Raw genomic sequence first — 16,898 nt, 5'->3', positions numbered from 1 at the left:
GTGAGTGGATCAGGCCCCTGCAGCCACTGTTGCACGGTAGGGGGCGCATCGGCGTCTCGCGGTTGCGCGTTCGCGAATCAGGGGTCTCCGCTGCCGCCGCGTGCCACCTGCAGGCTGCTCGTCCTGTCTCGGCGCCGGGACTGGTCGAGAAGGCTGGGCCAGTCTTCCGTTAATGAGGTGAGCTGACGCCCGGGGAAGGGGCGACGGCGTCGTCGAGCGTGACCTGGGGGACTCCTGCCCCTGGCCCTGGTGTGGGGCTGATCGTGTCGACCACGGGACTGATCGTGGTGTACATGCGCGTCGCCTCGGGTGTGTTCGGTCCCTTGAACCAGGGGTTGTACGCGTCTCGTTCTAGTTCCCTGAGGTACTGGACGAGTTCCGTTCCGGTGAGTTCGAAGGTGTACACCTTGCCCTTGTGCCGCACCACGGTGACGTTGTCCAGAGCGTCGTACGGCTTGGTGGCCTCCCAGATGTCCTTGGCGCAGACGATCCGGAAGCGGGTGACGCCTGCCGCCTTCAGGAGCCGCTTCTCGTGCCCCGGCGGTGTCTTCCCGCTTCCGCACCCGACCAGGACCCCGAGTCCGGCGGCCATGACGAGGGCGGTCACGCAGTCCCGCCGTCGTCTCATACGGTCAGGGCCAGTTCGGCTCGCACGCGGTACGTGGCGACGCCGGTGGCGAGGGTCTCGGCGGTGAATCCGGTGCGGAACGGCTTGCCGGGGGCGGGGCTGACCGAGCCGTTCTTGGGGCGGTTCACGCCCACCGCACGGAGCATCTTCGTCAGCTCGGTGCCGAGCTGTTGTGTCCCCATGCCCAGGGCGGCGGCGAGGTCGGAGGTGTACATCGTGCCGCCGGCGCGGACGACGGTCTGGTGTGCCCTGACCAGCAGAGGCGGGACCGCTGTGTTGGGTTCGGCTTCGCCGGAGGCCGTCGGCGTCGGGATGGTCGCTTCCGGCGCAGGTGTCGGCTCGGTGCTCGGGGCGTCGAGTTCCGGTGCGGGCCCGTCCGCGATCGGCTCCGGCCGACGCTCGGAGGGGACCGCCTCGCGCCGCTGCGACGGAAGCGTCGCCTCGGCGATCAGGGCGTAGGTGTGGGCCACGGACGCGAGGGCTGCCGCGCCCTCGCCGTTTCCGCGGGCGAGGGCGGCTCGCGCCCTGCCGGACAGATCATGGGCAACTTCTGCTGCGCTGAGGCAGGTTGTGTCAGTCACGCCGGAGGAAACGCGGCACCGAGGCATCGGGAAACTGCCAAGTTGCCGAGCGATGTCGGGAGATGACCGCATAGAAAGCCGTTCACATGATCCCACCAGGGAAGATGCGGCACTCTGGACAGAGAGCAGCCAGCACGGCTCGCGCTCGTGTTCACTCCCGTGCGCCTCCTCTGCCATCCCCTCGGGTGACAGGTCGCGAGTATCCAATCAGGGTCTGTACCAACACCCCTTCGAATGAGGGTGACTTGGCGGACAGCTGGGTGACGCCGATTCGACAGCGGAAAGATTCGTATCAAGGGCCTCACGAGCCTGTCCACGCCCTTTCACATGCGCGGATCATTGTTCGACGAGGTACCACTACGATCGCCGGTCATGGACTGGTTGGAGCGCACCGCGAAGCTGAGGCAGTGGACCAGAAGCGGGACCCGCGCTCCGCACAAGCCGCTGCTGTTCCTGTACGCGCTCGGCCGGTTCCAGCGGGATGCCGACGGCGAACTGCGGTACAGCACGGTGGAGAACGACCTCAGGCAGCTACTGGCCGAATACGGCCCGGCCAACAGGACGACACCCGCCTACCCCTTTCACCATCTGGTGAGTGATGGCGTCTGGGAGGTGCGTACCGACCGCGGTCCGGGCAGTCCCGGCAGCGGCGTGCAGGAGCTGCGGGCCGTCGGAGCCGCAGGGCGATTGGCGCCAGAACTGCAGGCGGCGCTGCGGCGTGAGCCGTCGCTGCTCGGCCGGATGGCACGAGTCCTGCTCGATCTGAACTTCCCGCCCTCACTCCACGGCGAACTGTGCGAAGCCGTCGGCCTGGAACTGGAGGCGTCTGAGACCGAACAGCTCCCAGCCGCGCGGAAACGGCGGGACCCGCGGATGCGCGAGCAGGTCCTGACGGCCTACGAGTACCGGTGCGCCTTCTGCGGCTACGACGGCAGGATCGGCGCGGTACCGGTCGGGCTGGAGGCCGCGCACGTGCGCTGGTGGGCGTTCGACGGCCCCGACGACGTCGACAACGGACTGTGCCTGTGCTCGCTGCACCACAAGCTCTTCGACAAGGGAGTCCTCGGCATCGGCGACGAGCACCACATCCTGGTCTCACAGCGCTTCGTCGGCCACAGTCCCGCCGCCCGCGAGCACGTCACAGCGCTCGCCGGCCGCCCACTCATCGGTCCCCAACCGGGTGGCCGACCCGTCGCGGCGGCCTACCGTTCCTGGCACACGAGCCAGGTCTTCCACGGCAGCCCACGCCCCGCCACAGCCGCCTGATCACCGAATTGCCGGGCACGGGTCGCTGGTAAGCAGCACGACACCAGGAGTATGGTGTCTTATATGGCGACGAAGAAGGTAACCGTGACGATTCCCGAGGATCTCCTTGACGAGATCCGCGCGGACGCGGCAGAGCGGGGCCTTTCGGCGTACGTCGCCGAGGCCCTGCGCTCCAAGCGCGACCGGGACCGGCTCCTGGAACTGGTCGACTGGCTGCAGGAAGAACACGGCCCCGTCACTGACGACGAGCATGCGGCAGCCCTCAACGAGTTGGAGGAACTCGACACCGAACACCAGCGGCGCCGCGCCACCGGACAGCACAACGCCGGAGAAGCTGCGTGAAGAAACGCGCCGCTGAGCACCAACAGCGGCCTCTCCGTGTCTTCGTACTGGACTGTGAAGCCCTGTCCCTGGCAGTACGCGGCGACCGGAAGATGATCGCCTGGCTCGACCTCGCGGCGCGCGGGGAAGCCGAGGTGGTGACGTCCCCGATGACGCTCGTCGAGGCATACGACGGGAGGACGACCGAACAGCGCTGGGACTGGGTACTTTCCCGGCTCCAGGTCGTCGACATCGGGAAGGACGAGGCCCGCAAGGCACGCCGGCTCCTGGCCGACGCCAAGCTGCACGGCCACAAGTACGCGATCGACGCCGTACTCGCCGTCGTCGCGCGACAGCAGAAGGGGCAGGTCACCGTCTTCACCTCGGACGTCGACGACCTGGAGAAGCTGGTGCCGGATACGATCGTCGTCAAGAAGGTGTGACACCGGCATGGGGCCGTCGCTGCCCACCGAAGTTCTCCTGGGAGCCGTTGGGGAGCCAATCCGCTCCCCGAACGCCCGCGACACCACCCCGGACCGATCCACACCCACCACCTGAACTGGGAAAACGTCAACCAGCCCGGTAGCGATCTTGCCCGACCCTAATTCGGGACGAAGAGGTCGTGGGTTCAAATCCCGCCACCCCGACAGTGCAGTACCAGGTCAGGGGCCTGATCCAGTTGATGGATCGGGCCCCTGATTGTTGTTCGGGCCGCAAAGCCCCCCTGATCACCGAACCTGTCGTCCAGGAATCAGGAACAACGGCTGGACCCCGCCTCAGCTCAGCCACCCGGCAATGGCATGCGCGAGTGCCTCGCCCCCTTGCTGTACCACCGTCCCCGCCACCAGGGCCGGCAACGCCTGCACGGTGCCGCGCAAGGTGCCCGGGGTGTGCGTGTCCGGGGTGGTGAGTGAGGTGTCGATGGAGTCCGCGATGGCTCGGAGCACCTGCGCGTTGGGGAGGGCCGAGCCGTTCCGGTCCAGTTCGGTGCGGAAGGCGGCGAGGAGATCGCGCACGGTTTCCACGTCGACGGTGGCGCGCTCGACGGACGCGGACTGGTGGACGTTCGAGATGTTCTGCCCCACCACGTTCTGGAGCGGGGCGATGTTGTCGCCGCCGATGCTGATACCCGAGCCGTGGCCCTGGCTCTGTTCCGGTTCAGGGCGACGTCGTCCCACAGTCATGAGCTTGCTCCTCCTTGGGCCTTGTTGTCCTGGCCGACGTTGCTGATGCCGCTGCCGGCGACGTTCTGGATGGGCGCGTTGTTGTCGCCGTAGACCTGGATGTTGGTGATGACCGCGGCCACCTGGCGCTCGTACGCGGTGGTGTCGACGCCCAGTTCCTCGAGGTAGGCGGAGACCGTGCGGAAGACGCAGGTCTGCATGAGGACGACGTGGCGTTTGGCGTCGTCGGCCTGGTGCATGTCGGTGACTTCTTCGGTGGAGTAGCGGTCGCGGAGGCTGACGGGATCCTTTTCCTCGGCTCGTCCGTCCTCCGGCTGCACTCCGAGCGCGAGGCGGGCGAGCAGTCGCCACAGTGCGAGCGGACCGGCTACGGCGTCCAACAGGGCCTGTACCGCGACCCAGCCGAACAGTCTCATGCGGCGCTTGGCCAACGGTGCGTCCGTCACCCTCAGTTCGTTGTAGAGGGGGGTCATCACATGGGGGCGCAGCGTCAGCCGGAGTTCGCCGGCCTCCAGCGCGGCGTGCGCGAAGAGGGTGACCACGACCTGGCCGTCCCAACTGACGCACTGCGCCCGCAGATACAGCCGGTCCGGCACGCTGGACGGCGATCGTCGGCCCCGACCGCGCAGGTCCGGCAGTTCCAGCTTCGCGGCGCGGGTCCGGCGCAGCCACAGGTCGGAGGGCAGGCCGAGGACCTCCGTGACGGAGAAACCGGGCAGCGGATCCGTGATCTCCCGTGCGCCACGGCCCAGTTCCCTGAGGGCATCGCCCATCCGCCGCAGTAGTTCCCGCTCGCCGAAGTGCTTGACCGACCTCTCCGGGTCCTTGGGTTTGAGCGGAATGCCGATGTCGGCCATGCCCCATACATAGCGCCCGGCTCCGACGAACGTCTCCGGTTGGTCGTACGGCAATTCGCTGCGCGTCTGTCCGTTGCCGATGAGCTCCAGCCGACGCCCGGCCTTCGCCGCCACCCACGGCAGGCGGTCGGTCGCGATGCCGTCCCGGACGATCGACGACAACGCCGCCCGCGCCGTGATCCGGTCTCCCATGCAGACCAGTACGGTTCCGGCCAGCAGGACGAACGGCAGCAGAAGCAGTCCGAGCCGCAGGGCAATCGCCTCACCGTGTACGGGCGCGTACGGCACCACCGCGAGGAGCCAGGGCACGCACAGAACGAGGTACGCCAGCCGGGGCGAGGGTGCCAGCCGCGACTTCTTCCCTTTGCCGGCTGCCCGGAGCCCGGCCCACCACATGAGGCAGGCCAGCAGGACGGCAGCGCCCCACACAGCGGCGGCCCGGGGGACCTCGTACACGACGGCGACCGTCAGGAGCACCACCAACGCCCGTCGCAGCCACCGCCGTCGGCGGGCACGCGAACTGTGGGCGACGACAGGCACAAGGTCGAATCCGTACGACGGGACGGGCAGCGGCGGCCCGTGCAGGACGTGATCCCGCACCCACTGCGCCATGGGCTCGCCCAGGGGAGGGCAGTCGTCGCTGCCCTCCAGGTAGATACGTCTGCGGGTGCTGCGCCGGGGTTTGTTCGGCTTCTGGTCCTTGCCCCGGACCTTGCGCCACCACGCCTTGACCGCCCTGATCCGGTCGGGGCGGGTGTAGACGGCTTGGCACAACAGCCTGGTGACCTCCGACGATGTCGGATCCACCTGACCCGAGCGGCCGTCGTCGGCGAAGGCGGGGCCCGCCTGAACCGGCACAGCCGGCCCGTCGACCATTCCCTCCGCGGTACGCCCCTCCCGGACGCGCGACCCCCGACCGAACCCCATTCCCGCCCCCCGTTTTCCGATACGGCGGGCATCCTCACGGTGAAGTCCCGGAACCGCCAGACCGCAAACGCGACAATGCGTCGAATCAGCAGGGGCGGGACAAGGTTTTGACCGAAAACGAGCGCCCCACCTGGGGCCTGATCCCCGGTGAGAGTCAGGCCCCCTGCTCTTCAGTAGGTCAACGCGTCCTGTGCGCTCGTCAGCCAGTACGTGACCCGGAGCGAGTCGTCGATGTAGACGCCCTTGGCCGGGAGGGTCGGTGTGGACGCCGGGCTGATGCTGTTGTTGTCGCGGTCGAAGAAGTAGACGGCGAGGGTCTTGGCGGTGCGGCCGTTGGTGCCGGTGCCGTTGTCGCCGTCGGAGAGGGCCACGCCGGCGTAGCCGGACTCGCCCGGGGCCAGGGTGGTCACCGCCTGGGGCTGGGACTCCTTCATCACCGGCGGTACGGACTGGGCGTCGGCGAAGTTGACGGCCGGGTAGTAGTAGAGGTCGCAGGTCTTGGTGCCGGTGTTGGTGACGGTGAGCAGCATGTGGTTGATGGGGCGCGTGACCGTCTGTGCGGTTGTCCTGGTGTTGGCGCCGCTGCACGGGACGCTGCTCGCGGAGGCGTCCGAACCCGAGGAGCCCGAAGCCGACGATCCCGAGCCGGAGGAGCCCGAGGAGCCCGACCCCGACCCCGAGCCAGACCCCGACCCCGAGCCCGAACCGCCGCTCGTCCTGCTACCGCCCGACCCCGTGCTGCCGCCCGTCTTCGTCCCGGACGGTGCCTGCGTCGCCACCCCCGAAGACGAAGGGGTAGAGGAAGACGAGGAAGACGACGGGGTGGCCGCGCCCTCGTCCTGTACGCCCAGCTTGTCGTTGCAAGCGGTGAGCGAGAGTGCGGCGAGCGCCACGGTGGCGGCGGCGAAGAGACGGGTGCGGGAACGGGGACGGGCCGTGAACGCGGACATGGTGGTGATCCTTTTCGGCAAGGTGGGAAGTAGCGGGCCGCCAACCGGTCGGCGGGCGGCGTGCTTTGATGACCGCAGCCTGTGCCGCTTTCCGTCCCACCCGCTACGGCAGCCGGGAGCTACGGGAAGCTGGAACGTTCGCACCGGCTCTTACCTGGGGGAACAGTGACTCCCTGGAACGCGGAACTGGGATGGGGGCAGGGTGGCGACGCCTGAGGAGACGGCCGATTTCGCGGCGCTGATACGGGGGCTGAAGGAACGGTCGGGGCTGAGCTACGGCGTGCTCGCGAAGCGGCTGCACATGAGTACGTCGACGCTGCACCGCTACTGCAACGGCGACGCCGTACCCACGGAGTACGCCCCCGTGGAGCGGTTCGCCCGGCTCTGCAAGGCCACCCCGGAGGAGCACATCGAGGCCCACCGCCTGTGGATCCTGGCCGCCGGGGCACGCCGGCGCGAGCGGAAGGCGGCCGGGACCGCCGCGGAACCCGGGACCACCTTCGCGCACAATGTGACACCTGAGGCCCCGAGTGTCACATTTTCGGAACCGGGTACTGGTGCCGACGCCGACATGGAGGCGGCCACCGCACCCAAGCCCGCCCCCCGCAACCGCCGCCGTACCGCCCTCTTCGCGGCCGCCGCCGTGGCCGTGGTCCTCGCCGCCACCGCGCTGGTCCCCCGTCTGGTGTCCGGCGACGGCGGCGGCGCCCGGAAGCAGGAGGCCGGTTCCGTGACCTCCACCGGGCGCGGCACTCCCTCCACATCCAGGTCCGCGTCCGCGTCCGTGAGGTCGACCTCCTCGCCCTCCGACAGCGCGAGTCCTTCCGAGTCCGCTACGGCGAAGAACGGGGCGTCCGCCTCCCAGAGCGCGCCGGCCGGCGGGACCGCCGACGTCGCGGCGGCCGTTCCGCTGACCGTGACGACCCGGCCGTATGCCTGGGAGAGCCCGTGCAGCCAGACCTACCTGGTCGACGGGGACGCGGCCAAGGTGCCGCCGCCGCCCACCGAGCAGGACGCGCCGAGTTGGGTGAGTGCGCTGGGGGCCGTTTCCGCAGGCAGTCAGTTCCTCGAACTCACCGTGCAGGGGACCGGGCAGGACACCGTGGTGCTCAACAGTCTGAACGTGCGGGTGGTCGGCAGCGGGGCTCCGCTCGCCTGGAACGCGTACACCATGGGGTATGTCGGGGTCGGCTGCGGTGGTGGGGTTCCCACGCACTCCTTCGACGTCGGGCTGGACGCGAGCCGTCCGGTGGCCACGCCGAAGGCCGGGCAGACGGGGCTGCCGTACAAGGTGAGTGAGAGTGATCCCGAGGTCCTGTACATCACGGCCGCCGCGGCGTCCCACGAGGTGCGCTGGTATCTGGAGCTGGCGTGGACCAGCGGCAGCCGGCACGGTGTGCTGCGCATCGACGACCAGGGGAAGCCGTTCCGCACCAGCGGCATGACCGGACGTCCGCGCTACGGCTACTCGCTGGACAAGAGTGAGTGGATTCCGGCCCAGTCCGACTGAAGTAGGGGCAAAGGACGACATCGGCACCCGGTGGGCGGGAAGGGCTGCCGGTGCGTCCCTTCCCGGCGATACGCTGGCCGTACGGCAGCCCGAGCCCCCGGCCCTCTCCGTGCAGTCCCGTTCCGCGCAACTGAGGCTCTGCGCAAAGCCATTGGCGCACCGGGGAGTTGGAGCACATGGGCCCGCGTCCTGACCTGTTCGACGAACTACGAGTGGTCCGGGCGGGCGGCGAGCTGGATCTGACGACCGTGCCCGCCTTCGCGCGCGATCTGCGCGAGGCCCGGCACGGCACGGGGCGGCTCTACGTCATCGTCGACCTGCTCGGCGTGACCTTCATGGACGGCAGTGTGCTGGACCCGCTGTGCGCGGCCTGGGAGGAGTGCCGTGAGCGGCTCGGCTGGCTGCGTGTCGTGCATGTGCGCCCGGGGCCGGAGCTGGTGTTCCGGGCCAGTGGTCTGGAGGAGCGGTTCCCGCGGTACGCGAGTGTCCGGGACGCCTGGCGGGGTGTGCCCGCCGACCGCACGATGGAGCGCCGGGCCACGTAGTGTACGGCGGAAGCCGGTCCGCGCCTCGCCTCGAAGCGCCCCGGCCGCCGCGGAACGGAGCTCGGTGATCAGCGACGGCATGGCCGAAGTCCTGCGGTCACTGCACCTCGGCGAGGGCGGCGATCCGGCGCGGGCCTGCGTCCGGGCGCTGGGTGCCGAGGGCGTCGCGCTGTCGCTGCTGGTCGGCGCCGACCGTACGGCCGAGCCGCTGTGGTGCCATCCCGAGCTGAGCGCCCGCTTCGAGGAACTCCAGTTCACGCTGGGCGAGGGTCCGGGCCCGGAGGCCGTCCGCACCGGTTCGCCCGTGCTGGAGCCGGATCTGGACCGGGTGCGCCCCGAGCGGTGGCCCGTGCTGCTGCCGGCCGCACGGGACATGGGTGTCCGGGGGGTGTGCGGGTTCCCGCTGGGCATCGGCGCGATCCGGGTCGGCGTGCTGACGGTGCTGTGCGGCGGGGACCGGCGGATCAGCGAGCAGCAGTTCGCGGACGCCACCGCCCTGGCGGCCGTCCTGACGGGCGCGTTCCTCAACGGAAACGGACACGTGAACGGAACCGCGTCCGAGGCGGACAGGATGCCCGCGTGGCCGACCGGGCTGAACCGGCCCGTCGTGCACCAGGCCACCGGGATGATCAGTGTGCAGCTGGGTGTGTCCATGCAGGAGGCCCTGCTGCGCCTGCGGGCCCACGCGTACGGCAGTGAACGCCCCCTCGGGGAGGTCGCGGAGGACGTGGTCGCCCGCAGGCTCCGTTTCGGGGGCGAGTTGGACGACGATATAAGCGGGCCGTATTCGCCCGAAGGTGGAAAGGGATGATCGCCATGGCCCGCGAACAACGTCTGGCCGAGATCTTCGTGGAGGTCGCGGACTCGCTGGTCGAGGACTTCGACGTCATCGACCTGCTGCAGCGGCTGTCCTCGCGCTGCGTGGAGCTGCTCGACGTGTCGGCCGCCGGCATCCTGCTCGTGGACGCGCACGGCGAACTGCAGATCATCGCGGCCTCGGACGAGCACACCCGGCTGCTGGAACTCTTCGCGCTCCAGCACGACCAGGGCCCGTGCGTCGAGTGCTACCGCACCGGTGCCCCCCGCACCAACATCGACCTCACGCGTCCGGAGACCACCTCCGCCTGGCCGCGGTTCGCGGCGCAGGCCCGCGAGACGGGGTACGTCACCACGCACGCCATACCGCTACGGCTGCGCAACCGGGTCGTCGGCGCGCTCAACCTCTTCCAGACCACCCCGCACCGCCTCGGCGACGACGACATCGCGCTCGCCCAGGCCCTCGCCGACGTGGCCACCATCGCCGTACTCCAGCAGCGCACGCTGGAGCAGTCGCACGTCGAGAACAGCCAGCTGCAGACCGCGCTGACCAGCCGCATCCTCATCGAGCAGGTCAAGGGCGTGCTGGCCGAGCGCTGGAACACGTCCGTCGACGACGCCTTCGCCGCGTTCCGGTCCTACGCCCGCTCCCGTCAGCTGCGCCTGTCGGATCTCGCGGCCCGCATCATCGGCGGCGACTTCGACACCAGGACGATCCCGGCACCGCCCTCGGCGACGGACGGCCGGCCGGAGGAACGGCGCGCCTGACCGGCACGGGGTGCCCGCGTCACGCGCGGCGGGCGGCCACCCGGTCCGGGGTCGGCCAGTGGACGTCGTAGACCCAGCCGGCGCGTTCCATGAGGCGGATGACGGCGGCGGACGGGTCGATCTGGCCGCGGTCGACGCCGTGCCGGGCGCTGGTCGGGTCGGCGTGGTGGAGGTTGTGCCAGCTCTCGCCGAAGGAGAGCAGGGCCAGCGGCCACAGGTTGGTGGCGCGATCGTGGCGGCGGGTGCGGAACGGGCGCTCACCGATCATGTGGCACAGCGAGTTGACGCTCCAGGTGACGTGGTGGAGCAGCGCGATACGCACAAGTCCCGCCCACAGCAGGCCTGTTACGCCGTACAGCCAGCTGCCGCCGATCGCCCAGCCCAGCCCGAACGGCAGCGCGAGGGTGAGCAGGCACAGCCACGGGAAGGCGCGGGAGACGGCCCGGATGTCGGGGTCGGCGAGGAGGTCGGGGGCGTAACGCTCCGGCGGTGTCTGCTCGTTGCGGAACAGCCAGCCGACATGGGCGTCGACCAGTCCGTGCAACTGGCCCCACAGATGGGTGCCGTAGCGGTACGGCGAGTGCGGGTCGCCGGGCCGGTCGGTGAAGGCGTGGTGGCGGCGGTGGGTGGCGACCCAGCCGATGACGTCGCCCTGGAAGCTCATCGACCCGGCCACCGCGAGCGCGACGCGCACGGGGCGGACGGCGCGGTACGAGCCGTGGGTGAGCCCGCGGTGGAAGCCGACCGTGACGCCGAGACCCGTGATCGTGTAGAAGACCACCGCGAGCACGATGTCGACGGGATGGATGAGCCGCCCCCACAGCAGCCAGCCGGCCAGCCCGAGCCCGACGAACGGCAGCACGACGATCGCCGCCGTGACGCTCACGTATATCCGCGCCGCGCCGTCGCGCAAGGGCGACGGGCCGTCGTCCGGCGGGAAGGGGGAGCTGCCGTCGTAGACCTGGGGCGGCGGGTCGGTGCCCGCCGGGACGCCCGTCGTGGACGGGGTGGAAAGGGTCGACATCGCGGGACTCCTCGGCCGTCGGTGCGGATGGCGCGGCCGGGGTCACGGGCTGCCCCTGTGAAGGGAACGCGAGGACAGGACGCCGGACCGGACACCGGCACGTCAAGAGCCCTCGGTACCTCCACGGTACTCCCGCGCGTGCGAGAACGGGCCGGGCCGGACCGCCCGGCCTCCGCGTTGACACGAACCGTCGCCGGACGTTGACTGGCAGCACGGCGCAGGGCAGTGGCCGGTACACGGACGATCCCCAAAACGCCGTCAGGCGGAACGGAAGCGACTCCCGATGATGTACGACCAGACGCGCGCCCAACAACCCGCGGGCCAGAACCGGGTCCCCTCCGAACGCCGCACCGCGGGCCCCGAGCCGCTGGTCCCGTCGAGCGAACGGGACAAGGTCCTCCAGCGCCTGCGGCACGCCCTCAACACCTTCGCCGACACCCCGCGCGACGCCCTGGAGGAGGCGGAGAGCGCCTACGACGAGGCCACCGCCCAGCTGGTCACCGCCCTCGCGGCCCGCCGGGACCTCCTGCGCGCCGGGTGGGCCGCCCAGGACCCCCAGTCCCCGTCCGACTCGGAGGAACTCCGGAACGCGCTGCGGCAGTACCGGGAGATCACGCAACGGCTGCTTCAGCTGTAGCCGGCCGCCCGCGAGATCGCCGACTCCACCGCTCCGACCCGCTCGGCCAGCAGCCCGAGGGCCGCCACCGCGCGGGTCAGCGGGTCGCCCTCCTCCAGGCCGCGCGACCGCACGTACGACGCCTTCAACTCGCCCCAGCGCGAAGCCTGTTCGTCGGTCAGGGTGCCCCGCAGCTCCCCCAGTTTCAACAGGTTCGCCTCGGCGCCGGTCGCCAGTGTCCGCGCCTCGGCGGAGTAGTGGTCGTCCAACACCGCCGACAGCTCACGGGAGTTCATCACCGGGTCGACGCGCCGGGCGACGCGGTTCATGGTGCGGTACGACCCCTGGAGGCGGAACGGCGGTTCCGTGCGGGCCGTTTCCGTCGTCGCCGCCGACGCCATGTACGCGGCGTTGACCGCCAGCACCGTGTCACGGGCGGTGAGGAGATGCCTCAACACCCCGACGATCCGGGCCAGTTCGGCGGGGTCGCAGGCGTAGGACAGCCGGTCCGCGCGGGCGCTCGTGTCGCCCTCCGCGAGGCGGATCAGCAGGTCCAGGTCGGCCCGGTCGCGGCCGGCCAGCGGGGCCAGGACCGGGTGGGAGGTCAGCGCGTTCTCCAGGAAACTCCGGGCGAACAGCGCCTCCTTGCCGGTCAGGACATCGCCGAGGTTCCAGACGTCGGCGCGGTTCGCCAGCATGTCGGGCACCCGGAACCGGCCGCCCGACTCGGTGTACGGGTTGCCGGTCATGCAGACAGCGAACCGCTTGCCCCGTAGGTCATATGTGCGCGGCACCCCCTCCCACACGCCCTCCACCCGCCGCGTCGCATCGCACAACGGGATGAATTTCTGGAGGAGTTCGGGCGAGGTGTGCTGGATGTCGTCGAGGTGGAGCAGCACGTTGTTGCCCGCCGCGAACGCGAAGTCGACCTTCTCCACCTCCTGACGGGCGGTCGCGTTCGGCGCCTCGGCCGGGTCCAGGGACGTGACCCCGTGCCCGAGGGCAGGACCGCTGACCTTGACCAGCACCAGGCCGAGCCGGTCGGCGACGTACTCCATCAGGGTCGTCTTGCCGTACCCGGGTGGCGAGATCAGCAACAGCAGACCACCGCTCGTGTCGGTGCGTCCCCCCTCCCCCGTCGTACCGATCTGCCGCGCCAAGTTGTCGCCGATCAGCGGGAGGTACACCTCGTCGACCAGCCGTCCCCGCACGAAGGACGACATCACCCGCGGCCGGTACTCGTCGAGGCGCAACCGGGCGCGTTCGGCCGCGACCAGGGCGGTGCGGCGGCGCTGGTACGCGCGATGGCCGGGAACGTCCACTGCCCTGAACTCCCGGGTACGGGCGAGGAGTTCGTCGACCCGGAGGACCAAGGAGCCGGCCTCGATCCGCGGATGCGTGCCCAGCAGTCCCGCGACCGTCTCCGTCAGCCGCGCGTCCGACTCGTAGCGCGCCGCGTCCGGGCAGAGTTCGGCCGCCACCGCCTCCGCGAGGTCCCCCGGATCGGCCTCCGTACCGGACGCCGCCGTGTACGCCGTCAGCCACGCCTCCACCAGCTGGCGGCGCGCGGGCAGGTCGCCGACAGCCCGGACATCCTCGTCGTACGCCGAACTCCCCACCGCCCGACGGAACTTGTCGAGCAGCGTGCGCGCGCCGGCGCTGATCACAAAACCCTCGGGGCCGGTGGTCAGTTCATCGAAGAGGTACGCCGCAGCGGACTCGCCCCTCTCCTCCAACCCCACCAACTCCGCCAGCTCCGCCCGGAAGTCCGCGACGGCCCGCGTCGGCCCGAACGTGTCGCGGGCCCGTGCGAGCGACCGCGCCCGGCGCGTCCAGCTCGCCCGTTCCTCCGGGCTCGTGCCGTGCGTCCAGAACAGCAACGCCCTTGCCCGCGCGCCCGGTTCGTGACGCAAGAGCTCCGCGCTCTCGTACCGGCGGAGCAGGGCGGCGAGGATCGCGGTCGCGTCGTGGTCGTGCACCCCGCGTTCGTAACCTTCGTCGTACGACTCCCGCGCGGCCCGGCGGACCAGAGCGGCGAGGTCGGGCTCCTGGGCGAGGGCCTGGGCGCCGTGTTCGTCGAGGAGGCGGGCGGCGAGGTGTTCCGCGCGGTAGACCCGCGGCGACTCGGAGGGCAGCGGGCGGTCCCAGAACCTGCGGGTGGCCGCGAACTCCGGGTCGGTGACCGGGGTTCGGTAGTCCGTGCCGGTGAGGGCGAAGGCCAGGCCGTCGCCGGCGGGGACCAGGGTGAGGTCGAGGGGCTCGGTGTTCACGGCGAAGCGGTGGCGGCCGAGACGGAGAGTCCGGCCGCCGTCGGTGTAGAGGTCGGCACGGTCGCGCAGGGCACGAACCGCCTCCTCACGGGCCGACGCGAGCCGGCCGGTCAGCTCCTCCGCCCTCACCTGGTCGCCCAGGTCGCGCAGTTGGCCGGCCGTTCGGCGGATCCTCGTCACCATCGGGTCGGAGGCGAAGTACGTACTGACCGCGTCGGCGTCGGCGAGTGTGACCGCCCGGCGCCCCACGGTCTCCAGCACCCGGATCGCCGAAGCCGCCAACTGCTCTGCCCTGCGGGCGCGTTCGTCGGCCAGGGTCTGCTTGCGGGCCGAGAAGGTCTCGTAGATCTCGGTGCGTTTGCCGGTGAGTTCGGCGAGGAAGTCGTCGAAGTCCGTGAAGCGTGCTTCCAGGTTCTCCAACCGCACCAGCAGCCCGGCGAGTTGGGTGTCGCAGGCCTCCGGGGTCGCCGCGTCCGCGAGCGCCCCCGTCACCGACTGGCCCAGCAGCGCGAACTCGGCCGCGAACTCCGCCCTGCCCTCCCGGTCCTGGAGTTCCCTGCGCCGGGCGTCCAGCGTGGCGCGGGCCCGGTTGACCCCGCCGAGCACCTCGGCGACCCGCTCCAGGATCGACGTACGGACCGTGGCGTCCCCGATGTCGAGACCGGCGACCACCTCGGTCACCGTCCGCAGCCCGTCGGTGAGTTCGTCCAGCCGGGCCGCCACCGGCACCGACTCGGCGACCGTCCCCAGCGCCCCGGCCTCCCCCACCAGGGCCTCGATCAGCTCATGGTGCCCGGCGAACGCGTCCTCGCGCGCCAGAAACGCGACCGCCCGCTGCCCGAACGCCCCGAGATCCGCCTCCGCCCCGGCCGCCAGCTCGTCGATCCGTGCGGTGTCCGCGTACCGCATCTCCTTCAACGTGAGCAAGTGCCCCTGCGCACGCCGGAGTTCGCTGAGCCCCGCGACCCAGCCCGCCGCGTCCGGGGGCACCTCGCCCCGCAACCGCCGCACGAGCCCGGTGAGCCGGTCGCCGGCGTCGGCGAGGGCGTCGGCGGCCCTGCCGGTAAGAGTCCGGACGGTCTCGAACTCGCTCAACACCTGTTCCGCCGTGACCCGGACGTCCTCCAACGGGCCGCCCAGATCACCGAGTTCGGCATCCCCGAGCCAGTGGTACGAGTCCCCCGCCCGGACACACGCGGCGACCAGCGCCTCGTAGACCTCCGCCGTGGGTTCCCTCCCCGCCACCGCGCCCGTGAGGGACAGACAGTCGGAGATCCCGCGCACGAGATCGGCGTTCCCGACGCGGAACAGCGGCCCGGAGCCGACGAGTTGTGCGGCGGCGTGGGTGTCGGAGACGTAGGGGGTACGCCAGATCCGGACCGGATGGACACGGGCCGCCTCCCCGTCGTCGCCCCCCGCGCGCAGCACCATCAGCGTGCCGTCGTCGAACAGCGCCCAGCCCTGCCCGGACAGCGGGTTCGCGACCTCCTTGCGGATCAGGTTGTACGGCAGCAGGAGGCTCCGCCCCGGCACGGGCGCCCGGTACGCGAACAGCACGTCCTCACCGTTGGGCGAGCGCACCACCCGCTCCAACTCCAGCCCGGCGATGTCCGTCTCGAAGGTCTTGTACACCCCCGTGGCCAGGCAGTACCCGCCCGGGAACACGATCCCCTGCTCCTCCGGCAGCCTCCGACACGCCAGCCCGATCCCGTCGAGCCGCACGACGCCCTTCGTCAGCGTGTTGAAGACGAGGTACCGGTGGGCCTCCTCCTTGTAGGGACGCACACGCAGCAACACCAGCGCACCCACCCGCGCGTACGAGATCTCCGCGTCGGCCGGCGACTGCAGCGGCTCGTCCACCGGTTCGGAGTAACTCCCCTCCGCCGTCTCGGTGTTGTCCTCCACTTTCACCGTGAGGGTGCCGCCGACCGTGTCGACGTACAGCCCGTCCTGGATCCGGACATGCGGATGCCGGCCGGGGACGAGGTCCTCGCGGGTCGTCTCCGTCCAGTCGACGTCGTACGGCGGCGGGAGGACGTGGTCGCGTTCGCCGTGTGCGTCCAGGAAGGTCGCCGTCCGGCCGTCGTCCGTGAGGGCCCAGCGCAGGACCCGGATGTCGTCGGCCTTCTCGCCGGTGCGGAAGACGGCCAGCAACTTGCCGTCGGTCCGGCGGAGTTGGAGCAGGCTCGCCTGGCGGTAGTAGCGGTGCAGTGCGGCGAACTCCCGTACGAAGTCCGGGTCGTCGAGGAGTCCGGGTACGGCGTTCTCGGGCAGCCGGCGCAGGTCGTGGCGGTCGTGCAGGGTGAGGACGTCGGCCACCGTCGTGTCCCGGGTGATACCGAGGGAGACCTGGTGGCCGAAGAGCAGCGTGTCTCCTACGGCGACGATGTCCCTCGGCGCGGCCGGGTGCTCGGTGTCCAGGCGCTCGGTGCCGGTGAGTTCCAGGCGGGTCGAGCCGAACTCCTCGGTGCGGCGGGTGTTGAGCGCTTCCGCGCGGCGGGCGAGTTCGGCGGCCTGTGCGGCGAGACGGTCGCGCAGGACCTCGTAGGTGCCGGTGTCCAGGCCGGTGGTCATGGTCCCTCTCAGGATCTCGGGGGGGTATTGGGTCCGGAACTGCCGTCCCCTGTGCGGCAGT

Annotated in this window: 16 protein-coding genes; 9 read left to right on the top strand and 7 right to left on the bottom strand. The window is 70.7% G+C overall.

Annotated features, from left to right (window positions below; all coding sequences use genetic code 11):
* Positions 1-169: 169 nt before the first annotated feature.
* Both ACIQBL_RS23585 and ACIQBL_RS23580 read right to left on the bottom strand, forming a co-directional pair.
* Positions 170-628, bottom strand: coding sequence for a hypothetical protein (locus ACIQBL_RS23585; protein WP_401944744.1), 459 nt, complete (start codon positions 626-628; stop codon positions 170-172).
* Positions 625-1,209 carry a hypothetical protein gene (locus tag ACIQBL_RS23580; RefSeq protein ID WP_401944742.1) on the bottom strand — a complete coding sequence of 195 codons (585 nt, stop codon included), beginning with the start codon at positions 1,207-1,209 and terminating at the stop codon, positions 625-627. The genes ACIQBL_RS23585 and ACIQBL_RS23580 overlap by 4 nt, the downstream gene beginning before the upstream one ends.
* A gap of 372 nt (positions 1,210-1,581) precedes the next feature.
* On the opposite strand from ACIQBL_RS23580, the gene ACIQBL_RS23575 reads away from it, so the two are divergent.
* The 3 genes from ACIQBL_RS23575 to ACIQBL_RS23565 all read left to right on the top strand — a co-directional run bounded on the left by ACIQBL_RS23575 (position 1,582) and on the right by ACIQBL_RS23565 (position 3,239).
* Positions 1,582-2,475: a phosphorothioated DNA-binding restriction endonuclease gene (locus tag ACIQBL_RS23575; RefSeq protein ID WP_401944740.1), complete on the top strand. Its 894-nt coding sequence runs from the start codon at positions 1,582-1,584 to the stop codon at positions 2,473-2,475.
* Positions 2,476-2,538: 63 nt separating this feature from the next.
* Complete coding sequence (locus ACIQBL_RS23570; RefSeq protein WP_401944738.1) at positions 2,539-2,817, top strand: CopG family transcriptional regulator; 279 nt, start codon at positions 2,539-2,541, stop codon at positions 2,815-2,817.
* Positions 2,814-3,239 (top strand): PIN domain-containing protein, encoded by a 426-nt coding sequence (locus tag ACIQBL_RS23565; RefSeq protein WP_401944737.1) that lies wholly within the window; start codon positions 2,814-2,816, stop codon positions 3,237-3,239. The genes ACIQBL_RS23570 and ACIQBL_RS23565 overlap by 4 nt, the downstream gene beginning before the upstream one ends.
* 333 nt (positions 3,240-3,572) lie before the next feature.
* Here ACIQBL_RS23565 and ACIQBL_RS23560 read toward each other — a convergent pair whose 3' ends face one another.
* From ACIQBL_RS23560 to ACIQBL_RS23550, 3 genes are all read right to left on the bottom strand, one after another.
* A complete protein-coding gene (locus ACIQBL_RS23560; RefSeq protein WP_401944735.1) occupies positions 3,573-3,980 on the bottom strand; it encodes a hypothetical protein in 408 nt (135 codons plus the stop codon).
* Positions 3,977-5,713: a hypothetical protein gene (locus tag ACIQBL_RS23555; protein ID WP_401944733.1), complete on the bottom strand. Its 1,737-nt coding sequence runs from the start codon at positions 5,711-5,713 to the stop codon at positions 3,977-3,979. Before ACIQBL_RS23555 ends, ACIQBL_RS23560 begins: the two co-directional genes overlap by 4 nt.
* A 221-nt stretch (positions 5,714-5,934) precedes the next feature.
* Complete coding sequence (locus tag ACIQBL_RS23550) at positions 5,935-6,294, bottom strand: DUF4232 domain-containing protein (RefSeq protein ID WP_401944731.1); 360 nt, start codon at positions 6,292-6,294, stop codon at positions 5,935-5,937.
* Between the two features lie 7 nt (positions 6,295-6,301).
* Between ACIQBL_RS23550 and ACIQBL_RS23545 the strand changes: the two genes are divergently transcribed.
* From ACIQBL_RS23545 to ACIQBL_RS23525, 5 genes are all read left to right on the top strand, one after another.
* Positions 6,302-6,883, top strand: a complete 582-nt coding sequence (locus ACIQBL_RS23545) for a hypothetical protein (RefSeq protein ID WP_401944729.1) — start codon at positions 6,302-6,304, stop codon at positions 6,881-6,883.
* A 33-nt stretch (positions 6,884-6,916) separates the two neighbouring features.
* Positions 6,917-8,224 (top strand): helix-turn-helix domain-containing protein, encoded by a 1,308-nt coding sequence (locus ACIQBL_RS23540; protein WP_401944727.1) that lies wholly within the window; start codon positions 6,917-6,919, stop codon positions 8,222-8,224.
* Between the two features lie 176 nt (positions 8,225-8,400).
* The gene (locus ACIQBL_RS23535; protein WP_401944726.1) at positions 8,401-8,769 is read left to right on the top strand and encodes an STAS domain-containing protein; all 369 of its coding nucleotides are present in this window, start codon (positions 8,401-8,403) and stop codon (positions 8,767-8,769) included.
* 64 nt (positions 8,770-8,833) lie between these two features.
* Complete coding sequence (locus tag ACIQBL_RS23530; RefSeq protein WP_401944724.1) at positions 8,834-9,580, top strand: GAF and ANTAR domain-containing protein; 747 nt, start codon at positions 8,834-8,836, stop codon at positions 9,578-9,580.
* Positions 9,577-10,353 (top strand): GAF domain-containing protein, encoded by a 777-nt coding sequence (locus ACIQBL_RS23525; protein WP_401944722.1) that lies wholly within the window; start codon positions 9,577-9,579, stop codon positions 10,351-10,353. Before ACIQBL_RS23530 ends, ACIQBL_RS23525 begins: the two co-directional genes overlap by 4 nt.
* Positions 10,354-10,372: 19 nt before the next feature.
* On the opposite strand, the gene ACIQBL_RS23520 is transcribed toward ACIQBL_RS23525, so the two are convergent.
* Complete coding sequence (locus ACIQBL_RS23520; protein ID WP_401944721.1) at positions 10,373-11,377, bottom strand: acyl-CoA desaturase; 1,005 nt, start codon at positions 11,375-11,377, stop codon at positions 10,373-10,375.
* A gap of 283 nt (positions 11,378-11,660) precedes the next feature.
* On the opposite strand from ACIQBL_RS23520, the gene ACIQBL_RS23515 reads away from it, so the two are divergent.
* Positions 11,661-12,014 carry a hypothetical protein gene (locus ACIQBL_RS23515; protein WP_401944719.1) on the top strand — a complete coding sequence of 118 codons (354 nt, stop codon included), beginning with the start codon at positions 11,661-11,663 and terminating at the stop codon, positions 12,012-12,014.
* Here ACIQBL_RS23515 and ACIQBL_RS23510 read toward each other — a convergent pair.
* Entirely contained in the window at positions 12,005-16,837 is a 4,833-nt protein-coding gene (locus ACIQBL_RS23510) for a DNA repair ATPase (RefSeq protein ID WP_401944717.1), read from the bottom strand. The two genes, ACIQBL_RS23515 and ACIQBL_RS23510, sit on opposite strands and share 10 nt — an antisense overlap.
* Positions 16,838-16,898 lie beyond the last annotated feature (61 nt).

The sequence above is a fragment of the Streptomyces sp. NPDC088350 genome (assembly GCF_044753545.1).
In the GTDB taxonomy this organism is placed as follows: domain Bacteria; phylum Actinomycetota; class Actinomycetes; order Streptomycetales; family Streptomycetaceae; genus Streptomyces.
Note: the sequence above shows the minus strand (reverse complement) of the source record. Positions and strands in the feature narration are given on the sequence as shown.